Source organism: Halomonas flagellata, from assembly GCF_022487945.1.
In the GTDB taxonomy this organism is placed as follows: domain Bacteria; phylum Pseudomonadota; class Gammaproteobacteria; order Pseudomonadales; family Halomonadaceae; genus Halomonas; species Halomonas flagellata.
Window position 1 is genome coordinate 1 of record NZ_JAKVPY010000040.1, and the last position, 19,191, is coordinate 19,191.

General features: G+C 58.4%; 22 protein-coding genes. 3 read left to right on the forward strand and 19 right to left on the reverse strand.

Annotation, left to right across the window (positions count from 1 at the left end):
- Positions 1-461: 461 nt before the first annotated feature.
- The 11 genes from MKP05_RS20105 to MKP05_RS20155 form a co-directional block, all read right to left on the reverse strand.
- Positions 462-1,013 carry a GNAT family N-acetyltransferase gene (locus tag MKP05_RS20105; RefSeq protein WP_240569950.1) on the reverse strand — a complete coding sequence of 184 codons (552 nt, stop codon included), beginning with the start codon at positions 1,011-1,013 and terminating at the stop codon, positions 462-464.
- A gap of 98 nt (positions 1,014-1,111) precedes the next feature.
- Positions 1,112-1,585, reverse strand: a complete 474-nt coding sequence (locus tag MKP05_RS20110; protein ID WP_146218644.1) for a hypothetical protein — start codon at positions 1,583-1,585, stop codon at positions 1,112-1,114.
- On the reverse strand, positions 1,586-1,990 hold the full coding sequence (locus tag MKP05_RS20115) for an EVE domain-containing protein (RefSeq protein WP_110281572.1): 405 nt from the start codon (positions 1,988-1,990) through the stop codon (positions 1,586-1,588).
- Positions 1,991-2,120: 130 nt separating this feature from the next.
- The gene (locus MKP05_RS20120; protein ID WP_240569951.1) at positions 2,121-2,486 is read right to left on the reverse strand and encodes a cupin domain-containing protein; all 366 of its coding nucleotides are present in this window, start codon (positions 2,484-2,486) and stop codon (positions 2,121-2,123) included.
- Positions 2,487-2,587: 101 nt separating this feature from the next.
- Positions 2,588-2,863 (reverse strand): putative quinol monooxygenase, encoded by a 276-nt coding sequence (locus tag MKP05_RS20125; protein WP_240569952.1) that lies wholly within the window; start codon positions 2,861-2,863, stop codon positions 2,588-2,590.
- Positions 2,864-2,991: 128 nt separating this feature from the next.
- On the reverse strand, positions 2,992-3,627 hold the full coding sequence (locus MKP05_RS20130; RefSeq protein ID WP_240569953.1) for a LysE family translocator: 636 nt from the start codon (positions 3,625-3,627) through the stop codon (positions 2,992-2,994).
- Between the two features lie 549 nt (positions 3,628-4,176).
- A complete protein-coding gene (locus MKP05_RS20135) occupies positions 4,177-4,572 on the reverse strand; it encodes an NUDIX domain-containing protein (RefSeq protein WP_240569954.1) in 396 nt (131 codons plus the stop codon).
- 352 nt (positions 4,573-4,924) lie between these two features.
- Entirely contained in the window at positions 4,925-6,352 is a 1,428-nt protein-coding gene (locus MKP05_RS20140) for a Glu/Leu/Phe/Val family dehydrogenase (protein WP_240569955.1), read from the reverse strand.
- 117 nt (positions 6,353-6,469) lie between these two features.
- Positions 6,470-7,468: a Vgb family protein gene (locus tag MKP05_RS20145; protein WP_240569956.1), complete on the reverse strand. Its 999-nt coding sequence runs from the start codon at positions 7,466-7,468 to the stop codon at positions 6,470-6,472.
- 112 nt (positions 7,469-7,580) lie between these two features.
- Entirely contained in the window at positions 7,581-8,909 is a 1,329-nt protein-coding gene (locus tag MKP05_RS20150; protein ID WP_240569957.1) for a carboxypeptidase-like regulatory domain-containing protein, read from the reverse strand.
- Positions 8,909-9,301 carry a hypothetical protein gene (locus MKP05_RS20155; protein WP_240569958.1) on the reverse strand — a complete coding sequence of 131 codons (393 nt, stop codon included), beginning with the start codon at positions 9,299-9,301 and terminating at the stop codon, positions 8,909-8,911. Before MKP05_RS20155 ends, MKP05_RS20150 begins: the two co-directional genes overlap by 1 nt.
- 114 nt (positions 9,302-9,415) lie before the next feature.
- Here MKP05_RS20155 and MKP05_RS21910 point away from each other — a divergent pair, with 114 nt between their 5' ends.
- The 3 genes from MKP05_RS21910 (at position 9,416) to MKP05_RS20170 (ending at position 11,359) form a co-directional block, all read left to right on the forward strand.
- Positions 9,416-9,670 (forward strand): type II toxin-antitoxin system CcdA family antitoxin, encoded by a 255-nt coding sequence (locus MKP05_RS21910; protein ID WP_240569959.1) that lies wholly within the window; start codon positions 9,416-9,418, stop codon positions 9,668-9,670.
- Positions 9,670-9,789, forward strand: coding sequence for a CcdB family protein (locus tag MKP05_RS20165; RefSeq protein WP_240569960.1), 120 nt, complete (start codon positions 9,670-9,672; stop codon positions 9,787-9,789). The genes MKP05_RS21910 and MKP05_RS20165 overlap by 1 nt, the downstream gene beginning before the upstream one ends.
- 190 nt (positions 9,790-9,979) lie before the next feature.
- Positions 9,980-11,359: an IS1380 family transposase gene (locus MKP05_RS20170; protein WP_240569961.1), complete on the forward strand. Its 1,380-nt coding sequence runs from the start codon at positions 9,980-9,982 to the stop codon at positions 11,357-11,359.
- 518 nt (positions 11,360-11,877) lie between these two features.
- On the opposite strand, the gene MKP05_RS20175 is transcribed toward MKP05_RS20170, so the two are convergent.
- From MKP05_RS20175 to MKP05_RS20205, 8 genes are all read right to left on the reverse strand, one after another.
- The gene (locus MKP05_RS20175; protein ID WP_240569962.1) at positions 11,878-12,336 is read right to left on the reverse strand and encodes a cupredoxin domain-containing protein; all 459 of its coding nucleotides are present in this window, start codon (positions 12,334-12,336) and stop codon (positions 11,878-11,880) included.
- 396 nt (positions 12,337-12,732) lie between these two features.
- Entirely contained in the window at positions 12,733-13,038 is a 306-nt protein-coding gene (locus MKP05_RS20180) for a hypothetical protein (RefSeq protein WP_240569963.1), read from the reverse strand.
- Positions 13,039-13,438: 400 nt separating this feature from the next.
- Complete coding sequence (locus tag MKP05_RS21915) at positions 13,439-13,870, reverse strand: MerR family DNA-binding protein (protein ID WP_338072368.1); 432 nt, start codon at positions 13,868-13,870, stop codon at positions 13,439-13,441.
- The gene (locus MKP05_RS20190) at positions 13,848-14,519 is read right to left on the reverse strand and encodes a hypothetical protein (RefSeq protein ID WP_240569964.1); all 672 of its coding nucleotides are present in this window, start codon (positions 14,517-14,519) and stop codon (positions 13,848-13,850) included. Before MKP05_RS20190 ends, MKP05_RS21915 begins: the two co-directional genes overlap by 23 nt.
- Positions 14,520-15,920: a selenium-binding protein SBP56-related protein gene (locus MKP05_RS20195; RefSeq protein WP_240569965.1), complete on the reverse strand. Its 1,401-nt coding sequence runs from the start codon at positions 15,918-15,920 to the stop codon at positions 14,520-14,522.
- Between the two features lie 266 nt (positions 15,921-16,186).
- Positions 16,187-16,624: an acyl-CoA thioesterase gene (locus MKP05_RS20200; protein WP_240569966.1), complete on the reverse strand. Its 438-nt coding sequence runs from the start codon at positions 16,622-16,624 to the stop codon at positions 16,187-16,189.
- A 573-nt stretch (positions 16,625-17,197) separates the two neighbouring features.
- Positions 17,198-17,329, reverse strand: a complete 132-nt coding sequence (locus MKP05_RS21855; protein ID WP_276316696.1) for a hypothetical protein — start codon at positions 17,327-17,329, stop codon at positions 17,198-17,200.
- Positions 17,330-17,774: 445 nt separating this feature from the next.
- Positions 17,775-19,191 (reverse strand): IS1182 family transposase (locus MKP05_RS20205; RefSeq protein WP_240569967.1); only part of this gene is annotated, 1,417 nt, incomplete at its 5' end.

Genomic DNA, 19,191 nt, shown 5'->3' on the forward strand with positions numbered 1-19,191 from the left:
GTGACATCCGGAAACTCAGCCTGCCAGAGGTAGTACACCTGAATCCCGAGAGGGACCCGGTGCCACAGGCAGCAGGGTTTTAAAGAGCCAGAACTATTTCATATGCCAACTATGTTGACAGGCTCCGGGGGCCATCCGTGGGCAAAAGCATTAGCCAATCACGGAGGGCTCGATCCGTAAAGCCCTACGAGGCCCGTCGTAGAGCGGTTTGTCGTGCGTTTTCCCTGATGCTGGATGAGATTCTCTGAGCCTGCCAAGGTGGCGGTGCCTTCCTTGACCAGCAACGTTTATATTCGCCTGCCCCCAAGGCATTGCCAGAGATGCTGGTGGGTACCTGCCTTCCCTACCACGGGAAAGGCGACTGCGATACTGCCCTGAAACAGCTGGCCACCCTCATGCCGCAGGTCTCGGGCATCAGGACTCCTGGCTCGGCGCAAACACTGTAGGGATGACTACGCCCCCTATCCCCCTCCAACTGAAGGGCAGAATGCATGCGAATCTCCGCCACGTTTGTCGGATGACTTCCTGCGCATGGTGATTGACGTCCCACACGTGCCGACAACTTCGAAGCCCATCCGTTGATAGAGCCGCAACGCAGGATTGTCTAGTGATACACTCAGGGAAGCCGCTGGATAGTGAGCCTGTGCCGTGAGCAACAGATGAGAGAGTAAAATGGTTCCTATCCCCCGGCCGCGATACGCTGGCACCACCGCCATGGTTAATTCTGGCGTCATCTCATCCACGTAGCCATAGCCCTTGTTCTCGTCCCTGAGCAATCGCAACCACGCCGCACCGATGGGTTGGGTGCTCTTGTGATCGATGGCGAGTATGCCTCGGTCGTAAGGCTGTCCCCAGTTCTGCACGTACCTGCATATCTCGGGCTGGTGGAGGATGTCTCGCGAGGGTGCTGGAGTTCCTTGCGGGACGTAGATGGCTTGGTAGAGCATTTCCCACAGAAACGGCTCATCTGCCAGCGTGATTGCTCGCATGCCATAGTTCAACGAGAGAGTCATCGGTTACCTGTTGTTTTCCTCACATGATATCTGCTCGTATGAAGCAGCTTAACGTCGCAAACAAGCGCCGCGTTTAGCGGTCGCCTTGATTTTCCTTGTTATGCATTTTTAGATGACCTTGGCTTACGCTTTATATCAGAGCAACCAACTACGGTTTCGATAAATGTCATAGCAAAATGGCTAGTTTCTTTATCTTTGTAATATTTAGCTGAAGAGCAAACATCAACAAGGTATTCGTATGCATCTGCTCTTTCTTCATCACTCTCATTACTTATATACCCATCAAATGCCATGAATACATCTTTAGCTAGTGCCTGAGAAAATTTTTCATCAATACCTGGTGGTGGATGACCAGTAAGTACCCATGGCTTAAAATATCCAATAACAGCAACAACCAAAATAAGCAATACCAATATACCTACAATGGAGTAAAGATAGGCTTTATCACCTTCGTTTTGGCCAGCCAAAGCGATAAGGCCAGCCTCCACTACCAACACGACGAGAACAAAAAAGCCAAGAGGGGTTTGGACAGATGATAGCATCGATAGTCGAGAGCTATTTTTAAGAGGCATTCATTTATCCTCCTTTGCAATAATCCTTTCAAACTCCTTTCCTTGTTCTTCAGTCAGAGCGAAATTAGTAGCCTGAGGCGCCCTTAGAATAAGCAAATCTGACAGAATTTCATTATTCTTAACTGCAATTACATCAATAGGCTTTATTAACTTTCTCTTGTAGCAAACATCGATACCATAAGAATCCCAGTCATCTTTTCTATATGGCTCTGATATTATCTCACCAAGTGCATACACGCCACGTTTTTCGCCTATCCCCCCTAACCAAAAATAAACAATGTCTCCAACTTTCATCCGGCCTCTATAACGAGATGCATACCATGTATCATGTTTTCCATCTTCTACTACGCCTTTTTTGCGTAGGTCATACCTTTCAGCAATCGATTGAAATATCCAATAGCTCATTGCAACCCCACAACTTTAATTAATTGCATAACGCCGAAGCACAGCGGCGCTCTTGGAATGGAGCCGAAGGCGCAATGGAAAGGGCGTCCGGCGGCCATCGGCCGCGTACTGCTGCGACTAGTTAACTGATTCAGATCCAAACATCGTTTTCTGCCGTTTGGCTACCAGCCTCGTCGCCAGTATTCACAACTCCCCGCGGCTCGATAAGCAAAACTTTTGCTTCATCTTCGGCATACGGCTTGTGTTCGGTGCCCTTAGGGACAACGTACAACTCCCCCTCGGAAAGACTCACATACCCATCTCTAAAGTCAATTCTGAGGCTACCCTCAAGGACAATGAACGTTTCATCTGTGTCCTTGTGATCATGCCACACGAACTCGCCCTGGATTTTAACGACTTTTAACTGATAGTCATTCATCTCAGCTATCACCTTAGGGGACCACTGCTCGTTAAAGAGACCGAGTTTGTCTTTGATGTTTACCACCTGATATTTCATCCAAACTCCTTTTCGATTGCAGTTAACGTTGCCAACAGCGGCCGAGCGAAGCGAGGTCCAGCGCAACTTGTTGCGCGATGCTGCTTGACCTGGTTATGCGTTTACTCAATAATTTCGTAGTGCCTTTCAGCATTTTCTGTTACCTGACCCCATCGAGAGCTTTTGACTCTAAGTTGATGTGCATCGAATGCCGCCTTACTGGAAAGTTCTTCATATACATCAAAACGATTTGGATTACTTTCATCAGGCGTTACTTCGAATACCAAACACCCAGGCTCTCTTCGCGTGAGCTCGGAATGAACTTGTAGCTCTTTCTGAACAATTTCCAGGTCCATCTCCGATACAATAATGAATCCCTTGAGAATAACCTTTTCCATCGGAATTCCTTGTACACATAACGCTCGCCATCACCGGTGACAAAACCGCAGCGAAGCGGAGGGTTTGGCATCCGGTGCATGGCCTGGTTATGTAGTTAGCGGAACAATTCGCCCCTGCTGCCATGGTTTTATTTTGTACTAGCCGCGAGGCGCGCTCCCAAGGCAACAAATAAGGCTCCAAGGCTTCGATCCATCCACAAGCCAACTCGCTGTTTTTTTCTCAAGAAAGTCCCTAACCTTGACCCCACCATGACCAAGGGGGGCTCTATAAAAGCCGCAACAACAATAATTAAGCTGCCATGCAATAATAGCTGAGCACCAACAGAGCCGGCACCTTCCACAACAAACTGTGGCAAGAAAGCAAGGAAGAATATGGCTACTTTCGGGTTAAGAGCGGAAACCAGCACACCCTGCCAATAGACCGACTGCATCCGTAAACTGCCGCCTCCGTCACTAGAGGTAAATGAGTCACCGTTCGAAAGAAGCATTTTGATGCCAAGCCATATCAAATAGGCAGCCCCTACCCACTTAACCACAGAAAATGCCAGAGCCGATGTAGCAAGAATTGCTGAAAGACCCACCGCCGCCATAACTACATGCAACGACGCCCCCGACCATATGCCAAGCATCGCAGCAAACCCATGTCGACGTCCGCTACTTAGCGTCTGCCCTAGAATGAAGGCGACATCTGGGCCGGGGGAAAGATTCAGAAGAACCGCCGCAGACAAAAACGTCATCCAATGCGCTATTGAGTAATCAAACATATTGACGCTTCCTTGTATTTAGCGAGTCAATCAGCGTACAGAAACTACAGTGATTATACCGCACGCTCTATTATTGGGTTATCGTGCCGGCGCGTTCAAGTCAATTAACGAGCCTGAGATGCCTGATCTAACCCACTGAGTGCACGTAAAATTAAGTATAGCTCGGCAGCATAACACGGATAAACGTGCCGTCAGCATTTTGCTGGGAGGTCCGCTTCGGGTCCAGGCTGTGTGAAAACTCCTCGGCTCTCCTGAAGATGGTGCTTGTACGCGAAATCTGGAGAGAATTTGCCTTGCAACTACCTCAGAATGCGCGAGAGAGCACCATTTCTGATCAGTTCTTGACCGGCCCGAGACGCTCCAAGCGTTTTCACACAGCCTCGGTCGTCAACTGCCTCAGTCATTTCATCAACATAGACTAAAGTTCCCCTCCCGCCAGAAGCGGATGTTAAGCACATACTGATTTATTCATAATGCTGCGGGCAAGGGCGAGCCAAAGCGAAGCTTTGGGAATTACCGCAGCCGAAGGCTGCATACTGGCGCGACTTGTTATGACTCAAAGTAAACGCCTAAGCCAGACTGCATAAAGATTAGACGTTTTGCTGTTGGCTCATCAACTAATTTTATTCCTTCGTCGATGGTAACAAAGCGATAGGATTCCAGTTCCTCTTCAGGAAAACGGATATCAGCCCCTTCTATAAGGGTTCCTCCATCGAATATGAATCTGAAATCATCTGTCGCCTTCCTATATTCCAAGCAAAGCAATTCGCCTAAATCTATAGAAACATCCAACTCTTCCAAGCATTCACGTTTGCAACACTCTTGCGGCGATTCGTGTTCTTCTATTGCCCCCCCAGGGAGTAGCCACTCTTTTCGATAAGTCGGCTTTACAATCACGAATCCATTGTGACTATTTCGAATAATTGCTGCTGAGGCGCCGATCATGGTTGAAAAATCATAGGTATATTGAAAATCAATAAATTAAGTGTAGCTAGGCAGTGTAACACCGGTGAGCATGTTTGCTGCAATTGCCACCATGTCCTTTGGGTCGATACCAGCCATAGCCTTCCCCCTACCCTCGCCGACCAGCCAAGTTGATATGCCGGTATTTCAGCTGCCGTATTTCGCGTAGTCGCCGTGTCATCGTCTTGTCCCTGCGTCTCCCGCGGGCTGGCCGCCATGGCGTTGCCGCCTGCCGCGTTATGTTTTTCTCTAGCCTGCCACCAAAGCACGCTGAGGGCCAGCCGCGGATCGCCAGTGGCAGGCGCCCCGCCTGGGGCGCTGGCCCGCGGTAACTTCAGAAGCCGATATCCTGGTAGTGGCGGGCGACCTTCTCGATGGCGATGGTGTAGGCGGCCATGCGGTAGTCGTGGATCTTGGGGTTGTCGCGACGCATGCGGATGATCGCCTGCAGCGCCAGGCGCATGGAGTCGTCCAGCCCCGAGCGCACCAGGTCGAACTCGTCGGCGCCGCGCGCGATCTGCGCCCGCAGGTGCTCGGGGACCTCGACGCCCGAGGCCTGCTCGATGGCCTCGATGATCCGCCCGCCCCGGGCCTCGTGGAAGCGCCGTTCCAGGCGGCCGAAGCGCACGTGGTTGAGGTTGCGGATCCACTCGAAGTAGGAGACCACCACCCCGCCGGCGTTGCAGTAGGCATCGGGGAGGATCTCCACGCCGCGCTGCTGGAGGATCCTGTCGGCCGCGAAGGTCACCGGGCCGTTGGCCGCCTCGGCGATCAGCGGCGCCTGGATGCGCTCGGCGTTGTCGGCGGTGATCACCCCTTCCAGGGCCGCCGGGATCAGGATATCGCAGGCCATCTCCAGCACCACGGCGCCATCCTCGCGATACTCGCCGCCGGCGTAGCCCTTGACCCCGCCGGTCTCGGCGATGTGTTCGCGCACCGCGCTGACATCCAGGCCGTCCGGATTCACCACCGCCCCGTCGCGCTCGATGATGGCGGTGATCAGGCAGTCGTCCTCGGTCTCCAGGAAGTGCGCGGCGTGGTAGCCGACGTTGCCCAGGCCCTGGACGATCACCCGCTTGCCGGCGAGGCCGCCGGAGAGGCCGCAGCGCTCGATCTCCTGGGGATGCCGGAACAGCTCCCGCAGGGCGTACTGCACCCCGCGGCCGGTGGCCTCGTTGCGCCCGCGCACCCCGCCGTGCTCCACCGGCTTGCCGGTCAACGCGCCCAGGTAGTTGATGTCGTTGGGGAACATCTGCCGGTAGGTATCCACCATCCAGCCCATCTCGCGGGGGCCGGTGCCCATGTCCGGGGCGGGGACGTTCTGCGCCGGGCTCAGGTAGCCCTTGTTGATCAGTTCGCGGGCGAAGCGGCGGGTGATGGCCTCCAGCTGGTGGCGCTCGTACTGGCGCGGGTCGATCACCAGCCCGCCCTTGGAGCCGCCGAAGGGCACGTCGACGATGGCGCACTTGTAGGTCATCAGTGCGGCCAGGGCCTCCACCTCGTCCTGGTCGACGATCGGTGCGAAGCGGATGCCGCCCTTGGAGGGCAGGCGGTGGTCGCTGTGGGTGGCCCGCCAGCCGGTGAAGATCTCCGCCCTGCCGTCGATCTCCACCGGGAAGGAGACCTGCACCACGCTCTGGCAGACCTTCAATGCATTGCCGAGCCCCTCGTCCAGGCCCATGATCTCGATGGCGTGGTCCACCATGTGTTCCACGCTCTCGCGGAACGTCATGCCCTGCTGGGCGTACTTGGTATCGCTCATCCAGCGCCTCCATGGCCGTTGTCGTCGCATCCGGCACCGCACCGGCGGCGCAGGGCTGCACTCCCTGACCACTCTAGCAACTCGGCGATGGCGGGGGCGTTGAACCAGGGGCGTTTGTCACTCCAGCTCGGCCCTGCCGAGGGTGTTCTCGTCGGTGCCGAACCAGATGGCGTTGCGCTGCTCGTCGTACACCATGTGGCGCACGGTGCCGCCGCCGCTGGGAATCTCGAAGGGCTCGCTCCAGGTTTCCGCGCGGGTATCGAAGGCGACGAAGCGGTTGGGCCGGACGCCGGTCTCGACGATCCAGAAGCGGTCCTCGCCGTCCATGACCACGGCGTAGGGCCGCGACTGCTCGCCCGCGGGCGCCGGCCACTCCGTCACCTCCCCGCTCTCGGGGTCGTAGCGGCCGATATGGCCGGTGGCGTAGTCGCCGTACCAGACCTGGCCGTTGGAGGCGACGTCCAGCCGCCGCGGCCGGGTTTCCGGCCGGGGCAGCTCGATCGTCCGCAGCTCGCCGTCGGCGACCGTGGCCAGTCGGTGGGTGCCGAACAGGGCGATCCAGGGCTGGTCGTCGTGCATCACGATGCCATAGGGGTGCGCCCCCCCGGCGGACACGTCATGCATGGTGAAGCTGTGGTCCCGGGTGTCGAAGTAACCGACGCGGTTGCCGCCCTGCTCGGTGAACCAGAGGTTGCCCTGGCTGTCGACGGCGATGCTGTGCACGTCGCGGGGGCCGTCGCCGGGGGGCGCGAACCTCTCGAGTTCGCCACTGGCGGGATCCAGCCGCCCGAGATGCGCCGCCCGGTTGCCGGCGTACCACACTCCCCCTTCGGTGGTGACCACCGTGTGCGGCCCAGTGCCCGCCTCCAGGGGGAAGCGCTCGAACTCGCCGCTCTCGGGCGTGAACCGCCCGACATAGTGGGTCTGCTGGCCGACGAACCAGACCTGCCCCTCGGCATCCACCCAGGGATCCCGGGCGCGCCCGCCATCGAAGGGCACGTCCCACTCCTGGATCTCGAGCCGCACGCCCTCCTCTCCGCCGTCGGACTGCGCCATGGCGGCGCCCGCGCCCAGGGCGACACACACCAGCCATGTCAGGGTAATCGGTTTGAACATCTCAGCCTCCCTCGAGCCCGGCCCGCCCTGGGGCAAGGGCTCGATGCCATGCCCATGCAGAAGCATCGGTCGGCCGGTCGAGAAACGCCAGGACGCAGCCGGGGAATAAGCCTCACCGCCCCGGTCGAGGCGGCGCGCTGCAGCCGACGAGGCCAGCGTCTCCAGGCAGCTCCCTCAAGCGCACACGCAGGTCATGGCGCCGGTAGTCGGTGTCGAAGGCCATCACCTCGAGGACGGTGGCGTGGCGCGTGCCGACCAGTCGCGGCGCCGAGTGGTGCACGAAGCGCTCGCCGTCCAGCGTCAGTTGCAGGCGCGGCAGCCCCTCCGCGTCGTACGCCAGGCGCAGCGCCTCGAAGCGCCAGGCCAGCGGCGCCTCCTCGGCACAGCTCGCCAGGTCCACGGGAACGCCCGGCACGAGCTCGACGCGTTGCCGCTCCAGTTCCCGGCCCTGCGCATCGGTCACCACCAGTTGGTAGACACGCGCCCTCTTGGCCGGAGGGGCTTCCTCGGGCAGTTCCGCCAGCAGCGCGGCACGCGCGGGATCGACCGGCCCCAGCGGGGGTTGATACGGCAGCTCGTGCCCAGGCCCGGGTCGATAGACGAAGCGCAGCGAGAGCAACCGCTCGCTGGACGCCTCGAGCCCCGGCACCGTACCCGACATGGCGGTCACCGCGTCGGGCTCCCAGGCCAGCTTGGCATGCCGCCCCTGCGGGGTACGCAGGAAGAGGGTGCCCGGGGTGTCGTCCAGCACCAGGCGAGACGCCGCGGGCGGCTCGGGCGATACATCCAGGTAGCGCAGCAGGTAGCCCCACGACGGCGTGGTGATGTTCTGGGCAGCGGCCGGCACGAAGTGAAGCCCTCCCCCATCGGGCACCGCCAAAGTGACCTCGAGGGGCTCGCGACTCAGCGCGAGGGGATAGAGATCGACCCGCGCCAGGTCACGAGCCGGGGCGTGGTCGAGGAACGACCAGCCGAAGGGCTCGCCCGCCTCATCCCAGCCCAGATAGGCGGTGCCGCCAGGCAGCCGATCGTCGCGATCGGGTACCGTCTGCAGGTTAGGCTCCGCGCCGGGTGCTACGTAACCAGCCTCGAGAGTCTGGAATCCCTCCGCCTCGACCGTCAACCGGCCGCCGCCGCCCCCCACCAGCCATACCGGGCCGGGCATCGGCAGGCGGAAGCGCCCCTCGGGGTCGGTGGTGACGGTGGCCTCGTAGCGCTTGTCCCAGATCAACTGGCCATCGTGATCGCTCAGGCCCCAGCCCTGGCGGCTCAGGGTGATGGTGGCGCCGGCCACCGGCGAATCGTCGTGATACTCGACCAGCCGGCCCGTCACCGGCGCCGGCGACAACCACCACAGCACCAGCCACACCAGCAACGCCAACGCCGCCAGGGTGACGACCAGCCCCACGGCAAGGCGGCGGAAACGCCCGGCGCGGCCCATCAGGGTGCCTCGGCGTCTGGCAAGCCACTGAGATAGCGGAGGGCATTGATCGCCACACGCGGATGTCGCGACTCCAGCACGATGTGGCTGGGACCCAGCGTGGTGTGCAGGTTCGCCTCCAGCAGCGTCTCGCCGCGGAAGGTGATGGTCAGGCGTTCGCCCTGATGTGTGGAGAGCAGGCTGTGGAAGGCCCCGAAACACGGCGGGGTTTCCGGCATGTCGAAGCGCAGGTGCACCCGGTCATCCTCGGTGACGACATGGTCGACCCATCGCGCGCAGTCCGGGGTCAGCACGAAGCGCTCACCGCCCATGGCGAACACCACGCCCGCCTCCTCGGCCTGGGCAGTCGGCGCCGACAGTATCAGTACAGCAACCAGCAGCACATACACCATGACTCCCTCCCCACCCCCAATGCACGCAGCATAGCAACAAGCGCTCCAATCGATGGCACCACCACCCGAGCCATCATACGATCCTCGGAGATCGCACCTTGCCCCGTACCAATAGTGCGCATAGGCTATGACATCTACGATACCCGCGCGCCCAAGAAGCCAACCAACGTCAGCATCAACAGCGACCTGCTTGATAAGGCCAGAGGCTTGGGCATCAATTTTTCCGCGGCACTGGAGCAAGTGCTCGCCGAACAGGTCCGTGCCGCACAACGCACCCAGTGGCAGCGGGAGAACGCCGACGCCATCGAGGCGTACAACCGTTTCGTCGAGAAAAACGGGACCTTCGGCGATAGCGCCAGGAAGTTCTGATGGCCCAGTTCTGCGTGTACGAAAACAAGAACCCGGCATCACGCAGGCAATACCCCTACCTGCTCGATATCCAGAGCGACCTGCTGAGGACCTTGCGGGAATCGACCGGCACCGGCTAGGAGCCAAGGTCCACGACCTCGGTCAATGCCGCGAGGAGCTGGTGGCTGCCATTGATTTCATGATTAGCGGCATATGAGTCTTGAGCCCGGCTTATTCATGAGACCGGCCTGAAAACGAAGATAGCGGATGGTATTCTCTTGAGAAATCAGTGCGTTCCGCCAAGAACCTGATTCCAGAGGACCATCCGCTATGGGTGAAAGCGTATCTCCCTGGATTCCGTCCTGCAACGGGTCCATCCGCGTTGAGCTCGACGGCCAGCGCACCACCAGCGACAGCGGTGCTCTGCTGCTGCGTGAAGCCCTCGATAACAGCGGCGTGATCGAGGCGCTGGAGGACAACCTGGTCGATCGACGCCACCCGCTGCGTATCCGTCATTCGTTGGCCAGCCAGCTGCGCACCCTGGTGCTGCAGCGCGCGATGGGCTGGATCGACCTCAGCGATACCGACACGCTGCGACGCGATCCGCTCTGGCAGTTGGCCTGCAGCGATGCTCGCGGGACGACGCCGTTGGCTCAAGATCGGCCGTCTCAAGCCACACTGTCGCGGCTGCTGACGTGCCTCGGTCGCGACGACAACGTCGATGCCGTGCACGAAGGCCTGCTGCGACTGGTGGTCTGGCGTCTGACCTCGTTGAAGAATGGCGAACGACCCGAGCAGCTGACTCTGGACATCGATGGCTTGCCGATCGAGGTCCACGGCCACCAGGGCGGCTCGGCCTTTCACGGCCACGTCGGTGCACGGATCTACTCGCCGCTGGTCGCCTCGCTGGCCGAAACCGGCGACATGGTCGGCGGCCTGCTGCGCGAGGGCAACGCCGGCCCGGCCGAGAATGCCGATACCTGGATCCCGCATCTGGTGCGGCGACTCAACGAGAGTACCGGGGCCCAGGTGCGGGTGCGCATCGACGCCGGTTTCACCGACAACGCGACGCTGGAGGCCTTGGAAGATCGCGACATCGAGTACCTGGGCCGACTGCGCAGCCACACGGGCCTGCAGAAGCTGGCAGCACCGTTCCTGAAGCGACCACCCGGCCGCCCACCCGCGCAACCTCGGGAGTGGTGCCACGACCTTGAGTACCAAGCCGGTTCCTGGCCGGCGCCACGGCGCGTGGTGCTGGTGGTGCAAGAACACCCCGATGACCTGCTGCTGCATGCCTTCTTCCTGGTCACCAACCTCGGCAAATTCGACTGGCCGCCGGAGAAGCTCCTGGCGCTGTACCGCAAGCGCGGCAGCGCCGAGGCGCACATGGGCGAGGTGAAGTCGGCGCTCGACGTGCACCTCTCGTCGACGGATCGCGGCGCCTCCACCGTTCAGGACGTGATGGCCCGCAACGAAGTGAGCCTGCTGCTGAGTCTCTACGCCTATCAGGTCCTGCATGGCCTTCGCTGCCTGCTGGAAGTGCAGACTCGACAAGGCTGGAGCCTGATCCGGATGCGCGAGCAAGTGCTCAAGGTGGCGGCGACGTTATCGGTACACGCCCGGCGCATCACCGTGCAGCTTGGCGATGCTGCCGACAAATGGTGGCCCACCCTGCTGAAGGGCCTACCTCGGCTGACCGCCTTGGTCTGATACACGGCATCACCATGATCCACTCCGCAGGCAGGGTGGCCACTCCGGTGGTCGACGAACACGGCTGCGACTTTGCTCGGGCTTTGCTCCGAAAGGCTATAGATAGTCAGTCAATCGAACGAAAATGGAATAAGGCTGGCGGTCATCAGGCAGCCTGATCACGCTGATGTGGGTCGTTGCCGGCCACCACCCCACTCAAGGCGCCAAATCGATGCCCCGGTGAATAAGCGGGGTTGAGACCTGCTGGCCTGCTGTTATCCTTGATTCAGGACTCCCCCTTTCCCAAGCAGAGTGAAAAAATAAAGTTAAACGGGTACGCCCAGATCACTCAAGTCTAGTTTACACAAGCTGGCTGCTTTCGGCCAGAAGCTGACGATCAGAAAGTTCTCATGTAGCACCAAGCCTGTGCGGACCAAATGCTGTGCTTATTGCTTGAATTCAGGCCGAACGAATAAGGATAGGTCGTGCGAGCTAAGCGAGCCACGACCTATCCTTATTCGTTAGGCCACTTGACCTTTCTACTTGATACTTATACTACCAATCATCCCCGCCTCTGAATGACCTTCGATGGTACATTCTAGGTCATTAAGTGTCCCTGTTTTTACAGGTACAAACCACCATTCGGCCGTTCCATTGGGATACACTTCGATTTCACGAATCATCCCCTTAACTTCAGCAATGGTCTTGCCATCAGCTCCCAATACTTGAGCCTTTCGTGTAAACACGGAGCGAGATAACCCTTCTGAACTAAAATAGTGTTTCATTTCGCTCGCGTTGTACAAAACTAGCTTATATAATTTTCCCGTTTCAAAGGTGAGGTTTGCCGGAAAAAAGCGCAATGCATTTTGCTCATCACCAAGAGTCACCTTTACCTCTATGGGACTTTGCACGGTCATATCACCAGCAGCCCTTGCATATGCAATCCCACTAAGGGCTATGAGCACTGCGATAAACGCTGAAATGGCTGTCTTCTTCATCGTTCTATCCTCCTTTGGTTGTTTGGGCCTAAACTAGTATTAGACTGCACGCTTTGATATTGGATGAGCGTGCATTCACGTTCAATAATGTTATACCGCGCGCCGATCAACCTATTGAAATCAAATGATATTATGTATAGTTCGGCCACATAACACCAATCACCGCGCTTGCTGTATACATGGATGAACAAGCATGCTGCCTTTGCCGGACTGGCCGCTTTGGGTCGTCAGCCGCTAACCATAAGGATGAGCTTAGACTAAACTTCTTCAACCGGCCAGAAGCGGTCCTTCATCATGTGCTGATATAATGCTTGAGTTAAGGGGCGCCGGGCAGTGTACTCCGGATGAACGCGGGTCCGGTCTCGGCGTCCCCTTGAACAAATGGTTAGGCGGATATCACGCCCACTTCTTGCCGAGCTCCTCCAACCCAGCTTTTTGTAAATCCTCCGGGCTCATCAGAATTCTGAATTTACAGGTGGCCTGGAAGTTGAGAAAGAAGGGCTCCGCAAAGAAGGGCACTTCTGATGGAGTTTTTACATCAATCACGAAGATTCCGCCGCGTTTCCCATCTTGCTCCGTGAAATAGGCTGTCTCTGGCTTAATTGATTCGAGGATTCGCCCAATGATCTCGCCCGCCTTGCCATTTCTGACGAGGGAGTTAAAAGGCTCAAGCGGGAATTCGACTGTAAGTAACATTTTCATGTAACGACCTCCATTTGTTGCGGCATTTGCAGGATGTGCCGCATGCGCCTAACTGTATTAGATAGCACGCTCTGATATGGGATGAACGCGCATGCACATTCAATAATGTTATATCGCACACCACCTGCATCTTAACCCATTGAAACACCGAAACATTAAGTATAGCTCGGCCAAATAACACCAATCACCACGCATGCTGCCTTTGCCGGCATGGCCGCTCTGGGTCGTCAACTACCTTAAACACCCATCAGCATAGGCTAAGGTTACTTACTCGGCCAGAATAGTCTGCAACTTGGGGTTGTGGGAGCGCAGATTTTCTGCGCGATTGAAGAGGGCAGAATGGCAAAATTCGTCGCATCATCCTGGCCGAAACACCTTGCAGGAGCCGCTGTAGCGGCATTCAATAGATGAGCCATCTATTTGAGGGAAAGATTCTTTGAGGAACCGTCAACAGGGAAGCAAAACTAATAAAGAAATTACTGACAGACAGAAACCGGCCAGGAGCGGTCTTTGAGTGAGCGCTGATATAACGCCAGTGGTAACGGGCGATGGCGTCGATGTCGGCGCAGGAGCGGTCTCCGTTCGAGGCTAGAGCGATGAGTTCGCGAATCGGGTCGACGGAGAAGCCGAATTCCCTTGCGTGGCGAATGAAGTGCAGGCGCTGGCGATCGGCTGAGGCGTAGCAGCGCTGGCCGCCGGGGATTCTTACTCTAACGCCGAACCGGGCAGTTCCAGTGGCGTCACCTATTATTGCGGATCTGACGCCACTGGTTGGACGGAGCAGGCCCGAGATCGTGTCCGCGCCTGCGTCAGTGCCCGTTGATGGCCAGATACAGCCCCGAGAGACCGACGAGGATCAGGCTCAACGCCCAGACCACATCGAGGTTGAACCATGTGCGCTTCAGAAACCTGAGCCCGAGGTAGTAATAGGTCCCTGCGGCGATCACGCCGCCGGCCACCGTCATGGCGGCGGTATGCGCCAGCGCCACGACGAACGCCGAGCCGATGTTGCGCCCCATCAGTTCGCGCGCGGCCGCGTGGCCGGCCTCACCCGGCTCAGTTCCGGAAATGCCCAGGTAGATCGGCAGCAGCATCAAGCCGGCACCGTGCGCCATCGCGGCGAGAAACGACCAGAGCACCAGGCGCGAGGGATGCACTCGGGCAAGAATCCTCGGATGCCGGCGATTGATCAGCAGGTAGGCACCTGCGGCGATCACCAGTGCTGCGGCGCCGACGCGGATTTCGGTCTGCCAGTCGAGCAGTACGGTCATCATCGAGAAGGGCAGCAAGATCGCCAGCATCGCCAGAAGGTGGCCGGCCGCCAGCGCCCCGAGCGCCTTGACCATGGCCTGGCCCCGCCCGTCCATCAAGCTGGACGATACGGCAAGCGGCCACCCCATCCCGGGATTGACGCCGTGATAGAACCCGGAAAGCAGGACGGCCCCCCAAAGGGCCGTCACCGTGCCCGCGTCGAGCCCCATTCAGAGGTTGGGATAACAGAAACTGTCGGTCGAGCAATCACCGCCCTCAAGCCGGATCTGGTGGGCGCGATAGCCCTTGGGGAAATCGACGTAGAAATCGGGATCGAGCGTCAGACCGCCATTGTCACCGACACGAGCCATGACCATCTGGCCGCCCTCCTGCCCGGGATAGAACTGATTGTCCCATGAGGAATAGAGCGAGTTGGTCCAGTAGACCCGTTTGCCGTCGCGGCTGATCTCGACCATCTGCGGGCCAAAGGCGAAGGCCCCGCCGCCTGGATGGGGCGTTCCACGGGCGATGCCGCCCAGTTCCACTTTTCCGGTCAGGACCGGGTTCATGGGGTCCGACACGTCATACTGGTGCATCTCGCCCAGGCCCCAACAGGCCACGTACAGGTACTTGTCATCGAGACTGAGATCGATATCGGTGACCAGCGGTGGCACCGCCTCGAATCCCTGCAGGAGCGGCGGCAGGTTTTCCGCCGCCTCGGGGCGCGGATCGATGGTGATGGTCTTTTTGGACTGCCAGATGCCATCGTCACCGCGCCACCAGGTGAAGATCGCGCCTTGCAGGTTCGTGGTGTCCACGACAATGCCGCAAAAACCGTAGGATTTCTTCGGGTCGTGCGCGGGCCGGATCTCCAGCGCCATCTGGTAGTTCTCGCCGAAATCCATCGTCTGGATATTCTTGCGCCGGCGCAGATCCCAGAAGTGGATCGAATGGCCGTACTGGTTCGCCAGAAGATCCTCGGCGACGATGCCATTCTCGAACTGCGGCGGCAGCCCCCATTCGGAACTGACCATGTAGTCCTGCGGCAGGTTCCACCAGAAATCGTAATGCTTGTCCTGCTTGCCCCGGTCCATCTCGTAACGGCCGAGGATCTCGAAGGTCTCGCAATCCATGATGAAGACGCCAGGCGGTCCGTCCGTGCCGTCCGCGCCGCCGCCACCGAGTGTCGAGACATAGATGCCCTCGGGCCCGCAATGGACGGTGTGGGGGCGCGAATAACCGGTCTTCTCGAAAACCTCTTCGGGCTCGATGATCTTGTGGATCTTCGCGTCAAGCGGGTCTTTCACGTCGATCACGTAGATGCGCGAGGACCGGATCCCCGGCACGATCAGGTAGCGGCGCTCGAGGAAGGCATGACCGGACATCGGCGACAGTGACGAGGAACAGGCGTTCCAGCCGAAATGATGGAACTCGTCGCCTGCATAGGGCATGGCCAGGGTATTCACGATGGTGCCATAGCGGTCGGAGTCCGGATTCAGATCGACCACGGCGAGCGCGTCCGGTTGCGCGCCGTCCGGGCTGAGCATCACGGTGAAGCCATAGTTCTCCACGGGCGCCTGCATGGCAAGCTGCGCCGTGGCGTGGAATGTTGGGTCGGGTCGAAAAGTCATGGTGACCTCCCTTGGAAAGGACAGGAAATCCACCTGCGTCGTTCACAAGACCACCGCAGTCCCTGGATCGCTCCACCGAGGCGGTCGCGCGCCTGTAGGCGCTGCGGGCGAGCAGCGCCTGAAAACAGCCACGCTTGCCGGCGGCCCCGCCATACCAGCGAGTCTAGGACACTCCGATCACCTCCGCCTGCCTGCCCAATCCGAAGGTAGACACCGTTTTCGCTCTCTACCGCTGACCCCGTCTCCGCTACCCCCGTATCCATGGCTCAGTCGCCGAAATGCGCGTCCATTCTCGATTCCAGTGCCTGCCTGATCGAGGTCGGCATTGACGTCGACTTGCGCGTCTTCGTGGCGAAAAAGACCTCTGTCACCTCGTAGGTGGCATGCACCTCACGCGTATCCACATGCAGCATGCGAAGAATAAAGGTAGAACTCTTTCCGCCGACCCGGTTGAGCGAACTATCCACCAGGATCAGATCCCCGGACACCAGTTCCCGCTGGAACTGCACCGTCGCCGAGGCCGTTACAGTGTGAACACCCAACTCATCCTGCATCCGCTTGTGACTGCTCCAGTAGAGCGGCCACAGATGGAGCGTGGCATCATCGAAGAAATGACTGTACCAGCGCACGTTCATGTGACCGAAGCTGTCACAGTACCAAGGATGGACCACGCCCCGAAGAACCTCAAATCGTTCAATGGTCATTGGTTTCTAAATCGCCTGATAGCCTCAACGAGTGAAACATCCTTGTAACAAGGGCCGACCCGGCCTCTGCCGCCGAACGCAATTTCATTCGCGGTTTGCACCCCTATTGTTTGAAGGTCGGAACAATAGCCCTTCAATGGCGTTCGGTTCGGATATTGCCTCATCTCCGTAGGCTTGCGCGATTTTGCGAAAAATCGCATCACTTTCTTCGATTGGGTGGTCGGACATTACTAACTCGGTAACGGTGGCGCTCAGCCGCGCCGGAACGGCCCAGCAGTTCCGGCGTCGTGCTGCAGCGCATTGTCATGCGTCGTTGGCATCTTCATTCCGACGCGTCCGCGCGTCCGCGCGACCGTGAGACCACCACCTCCGAGAAACTCGTCGGGTGGCGGAGGATGACCCTTTCAAACGCGAATTCGCCCATTCCCATCTCGACTAACGTTTGGTACCCCATCGTTTCGTTCGACCGGTTTACAGCCCGCTCTACGGCCGCAATGATTCCATGGCGGTTGATCATCCTCATACGCGTACACGGTTTGGAGACACTCTCTCAACCTGGTACTGCGCTTGGTGTTACTCGGACTTCAAATGAACTGCTCGCGCCTGCGCTTCTTGCGCAAGCTCTGGGTGACCGCGCTCGCGCGCGTTGCGAGCAAACCGCTCGCACTCCTCGACCGTTTTCAGCTTCTCGACGCGCGCGTCCATGGTCGTTCCTCTATTCCATAACAGGTACTAGACGGAGCATTCTATGATTAGGCAAACATGCGGGCACGTTTTCCCGACAAATGTAGCCTGACAAGGTTATCTCAAGCCATTAACCCCTATATTTATTAATTAATATTAGGCTATATATTAAAAATTCGCACGCCCGCTGCCTTTTCCGAAATGGACGCTTCGGGTTGCCAGCTGCCAAAATCTATTCATCAGCATAGACTAACATTCCTCATTCGGCCGAGGCTGTGTGAAAACCCAAAAATACGTTGCCTGTTCCCGCATCCGGCTGTCAGGCCACGCCCAGCGGCCAACGAGACGTCTCAAAGCACTTCCGTCATCGCCACATACAAGGTTATTCAAAATCGCGCGCCCCGAGAAATCTTTCCTGGAGAGCGTCATAGGGCGCTACAGGCGCTACAGAGAAGCGGCAGGCACACTATGCCCGCATCGCCTGAATCAACCCCTTGGTGCCGAGGATCTTCATGACGCGTTTCATATTGTAGGCCAGCACGTGAAGGCTCATTTCCGTGCTGACGTTCTGGAGGCTCTTGGTCAGAAAATGCGTCGATCCCATCCAGGCCTTCAGTGTGCCGAACGGGCGCTCGACTGTCTGGCGTCTGAGACGCATCATTTCCGGTTTCTGGTCCAGCCTAGACTGTACCGCCTCAAGCATATCCTCATGCTCCCAGCGTTTGATACGCCGGTGTTTACCAGTGGTACATTGCCCTTTCATCGTGCAGGTTGGGCAGGCTGAACTCCAGTAGCAATGCAGCGTCTGACCCTTTTCGACGCTCTTGAAACGCCAGATCAGACGCTCTCCCGCAGGGCAGCGATATTCGTTGCTTTCGGGTATGAAGAGAAATGCCTCTCTGGGAAACATTCCCTTGGCCTGGCTCGGTGAGGTTTTCGGTTTGGGGAGATAGGTGGTGATACCGGCCTTGTGGCACGCGAGAATCTCTTCTCCCTTAAAGTAACCACGATCAGCCACGACGTTGAGATCTTTGATGCCGCTGGCATCACGCGCCTGCGTGGCCATCCGGGAAAGTTGACTGCGGTCACTACCGACATTGGTGACCTCATGGGCGATGATCAAGTGATACTGGTTATCCACAGCCGTCTGTACGTTGTACCCCACTACCCCGGTGCCTCGCGTCGTCATGGAGCGGGAATCGGGATCCGTCAACGAGATCTGCTGGTCAGGTGCCTGGGTTCTTTGTGTTTCAATGGCTTGCAGTTGCTGCACTTCCTCGGTAAGGGCGGCGATCTTTTCCTTCAGCTGTGCTGTCTGCGCCTCTGTGACAGCGGGGTCGCCTTGGTCAGCTGAGTCGAGTTGACGTAGGTAACGCTCGATGCTCTTCTCGATCTCCTCTGCGCGCCGTTTCATCTTGGCAAACGTAAAGTTGCGGTCACGGTTGTTGACCGCCTTGAACTTGCTCCCGTCGATGGCCACGATCGCTTGTGTGAAGAGCCCCAGACGCCGGCAGAGCACGACAAAGTCTCGGCAGGTGGCGCGGATCGCCTTGCCATTGTGCTTACGGAAGTCGGCAATCGTCTTGAAGTCCGGTGCCAGGCGCTCTGTCAGCCACATCAGCTCGACATTGCGCTGTGCCTCGCGCTCTAGGCGACGGCTGGATTGGACGCGATTGAGGTAACCGTAGAGATAGATTTTCAGGAGTACAGCGGGGTGATACGCGGGCCGACCGGTGGCATGTGGGTCGACACCCTTGAACCCGCCTCTTTCATCAGGCCCTTTGCTGAGCGGCACTTCCGGCATCTCAGCAACGCTCAGCCAGTTCCTCCACCATCTCGCTACCGAGCAGCGAGATTCTGATAGTGCGAGGCTTTTGAATCCC